Here is a 3,192-nt window from a genome sequence, read left to right as displayed (position 1 = left end):
CCGCTAACTTGACAGCCCCTTCGCGCAATGCCTACATGGGTGGACCTAACGTGTCACCAGAAGAACCGCCTGATCTTGGTTCAGGGTCCCGAGATCACTGTCCGACCGGTCTCCACGAGGCTCCTGGCCAGGGGCGATGCCCCGTGAGCACCCAGCCGACCACCCCGCCGATTGAATCGAACACATGTTCCGTAGACCTGGCGGGTCCGAACGACACCGCCCGCATGGTGACCATGATCGTCGGAACCGTCGTCGGGCTCACTTTCCTCTTGGGGCTCGGCAATGTCGCCGCACTCGGCATCCGCCTCGGGGTCCCGACCTACGTCGCCATCCTCGTTGCACCCGCAGTCGATCTCTCCGTCGTCGGACTCCTCCTCGGCGCACGCCACCTCACCCTGCACGACGGACCCGCCGACGTCATCCGCGCCGCACGACGCCTACTGATCTTCGCAAGCACCGTCACGCTGGCCTTGAACATCACCGAGCCCCTCATCACCGGCCATTACGGCAAAGCAGCCTTCGACGCCGTCGGCCCCCTCCTGCTTATCGGATGGGCAGAAGTCGGCCCCGGTCTCCTCCAAGCCATCCAGACCACCGTCCCGTCCCGGAGCTTTTTCCCAGCAGCAAAGAAGGCCGACCGGCCACAGGATTCAGTAACGCCACCCACGATCGCGCGAAGCCGGCAGAAACCAGCAGGCGCCACATCACGTCAGACCGAGCGGGACGCACGCCAGCAGGACCTACTCCACCGCGCACGCGCCGAAGACGTCCTCCACTGGCAACACCACCACCGCCCCATCTCCGCCGAAACCCTCCGCAAGCGACTCAACGTCGGCACGGGCACCGCACGCAACCTGGTCGCTCACCTACGCCGAGACACCGGAGCCGCCGTCGATGACCGGTCACCACAGTCACCGACGTCGTGACGGTGAAGGCGACGCGGCGCGACATCCCAGCCGGGTGACCAGACGCATTCGAACATCCACATGAGCCGTGCAACGGGACGGGCACGGGCACGGGCACGGGCACGGTGCGATGGTCCGAGTGGCTGCGACACGGCCCGCCAGGCCGGCCAACCCAGATGATCTTCATCGTAAGATCGACCTCAGGAGGCCCCGTTCTGGCGCGCGAGGGAGCGTTGCGCGTACTGTACCACAGCCTGAAGCAGCATCAACACGGGTCACACCCGTGAATGGACACGCGGCACAAGGCTAGTCCGGCCTCCACCGCTTTGCGGTGGAGGCCGGCTGCCTTCCTGTCCCGTGCACCACCTGCGACGCTCCGACGCACCGCATGGGCGACCGGTCCGACGCGCCCGGATGGGGTGCCGAACGACCTGCGCGTACTGGCGACATGACCGTCGATGTTCGGTTTCTCCACCCCCGGCCGCGTAGGCCGCGGATCCGCGGGTTGCGGTAGACCCACCGGACAGCGAGGCCGATCACCTCCGGCAGAAGGCGGGACCCCGCGAACCCCGACGCCGGGACCGGTGGGCAGGCGCGACGTCGACGCGTCGCTCGATCATGACCGATCAGCAGCCGCGGGACAGCGGGTTCCACCGCCGCAACAATGCCCCGCCCTCTACCCGCGGATCATCCTGCCTGTACCTCTCGGGTGACTTCCTGCCTGTCCTCCGCACGTTCGTCTGGTGTGCTAGATCCGTAGTCTCTTGATCGGATGGCGTCGTAGCCGCTGGTTCGGGGAGTGTTCAGCCTGGCACGTTCTGGATCCGTGCAGGCCACAGCGGTACTCGACTACGGGCCCCCGAGCAGCGACAAACAGCTCGGCGTGCTGCCCGTTGTCCGTGACGTGCTCGCCCGCCTCGACCTGGTCGACACGATCGACCGGCTCTGCCCGATCCGCCGCGACGCCGGACTGACGCACGGCCAAGTCATTGGCGCGTTGATCGCCAACCGGGTCACCGAGCCGGCCGCGCTGGTCCGCGTCGAGGACTGGGCCGCGCAGTGGGCCGTCGAGGAGATGCTCGGCACCCCCGCCCACCTGCTCAACGATGACCGGATCGGCCGCGCCCTCGAGGCCCTCGCCGAGGCGGACGAGGCCGTCGTCGGCTCGATCGGCGCTACCGCGATCCGTGAGTTCGGGATTGACGTCTCGCAACTGCACTGGGACATGACGTCCATTTCGCTCTACGGCCTCTATGACCATCCCGAGGCCGGCGGCGACTACGCGACCCCGTCCTTCGGGCACCCGAAGGACGGCCGCACCGACCTGCGTCAGGTCCAGGCCGGCCTGGCCGTGACCGCCGACGGTGGCATCCCCGTGCTCGCCCGCGCCTACGACGGCGGCGCCGCGGAGATCAGCCAGGTCGACGAGGCGATGCGCGCGCTGCGCGACCTCGCCGGGCCGCGCCGGTTCCTGCTCGTCGGCGACCGCAAGCTCGTCTCCTACCGCAACCTGGCCGCGATCGACCAGGCGGGCGTGCGGTTCGTCGCCCCGGCCCCGCGCTCGATCGTGGGGCCGGCGGTGCTCGCCGCCCAGGACGTCGCGACCGCGGCGATCGTGGACTACACCCCGGCCCGCGAGGCCGACCTGTTCGCCCACCAGCGCGACCTGCACCGGGTCCGCGAGGGCACCGTCACGCTCAACGGCCCGACCGCCGCCGACCCGCCGGCCACGTTCCGGGCCGTGTTCGCCCACTCTGTCCGCCGGGCCCAGGCGTCGCGTGCCGCCCGCGAAGCCGCGATCGAGAAGGCCCGGACCGACCTGGCCCAGGTCCACCGCAACCTCGGCAGCCGCTACTACCGCGACCAGGACGCGGTCGCCGCCCGCGTCGCAAAGATCACCGCCGAGCGGAAGGTCGGTCGCTGGCTGCGCGTCCACACCGACACCGACCCGGACACCGCAAAGCCGCTGCTGGTCTGGCACTTCGACGCCGACACCCTCGCGGTCGACGAGGCCGCCGACGGCTGGTTCGCGTTGCTGACGAACCTCACCATCGACGAGGCCGACGCCGGCGAGGTCCTGGTGAAGTACAAGGGGCAGGAAGCCGTCGAGCGCCGCTACTCGGCGCTCAAGGGCCCCCTCGGAGTAGCGCCCGTCTTCCTGCAGAACCCGAAACGGATCCACGGCCTGCTACACCTGCTGTGCCTGTCGCTGCTGGTCTGGGCGCTCATCGAGCGAGAAGCCCGCCGCGCCGCCGGCCCCGGCCGCAAGGTCGACGGCCTCTACACC

2 protein-coding genes are annotated in these 3,192 nt (G+C 69.4%); both read left to right on the top strand.

All coding sequences use genetic code 11. The features are described 5' to 3' along the window. Positions 1-143 precede the first annotated feature (143 nt). Positions 144-926 carry a hypothetical protein gene (locus AC08OP_RS23275; protein ID WP_476616130.1) on the top strand — a complete coding sequence of 261 codons (783 nt, stop codon included), beginning with the start codon at positions 144-146 and terminating at the stop codon, positions 924-926. A gap of 805 nt (positions 927-1,731) precedes the next feature. After that, on the top strand, positions 1,732-3,192 hold a 1,461-nt coding region (locus AC08OP_RS23270), incomplete at its 3' end, for an IS1634 family transposase (protein ID WP_476616129.1).

It is taken from the genome of Frankia sp. CeRuru1, from assembly GCF_977966315.1.
The sequence above is the reverse complement of the archived record's forward strand: the minus strand, read 5'-3'. Positions and strand labels throughout refer to the sequence as shown.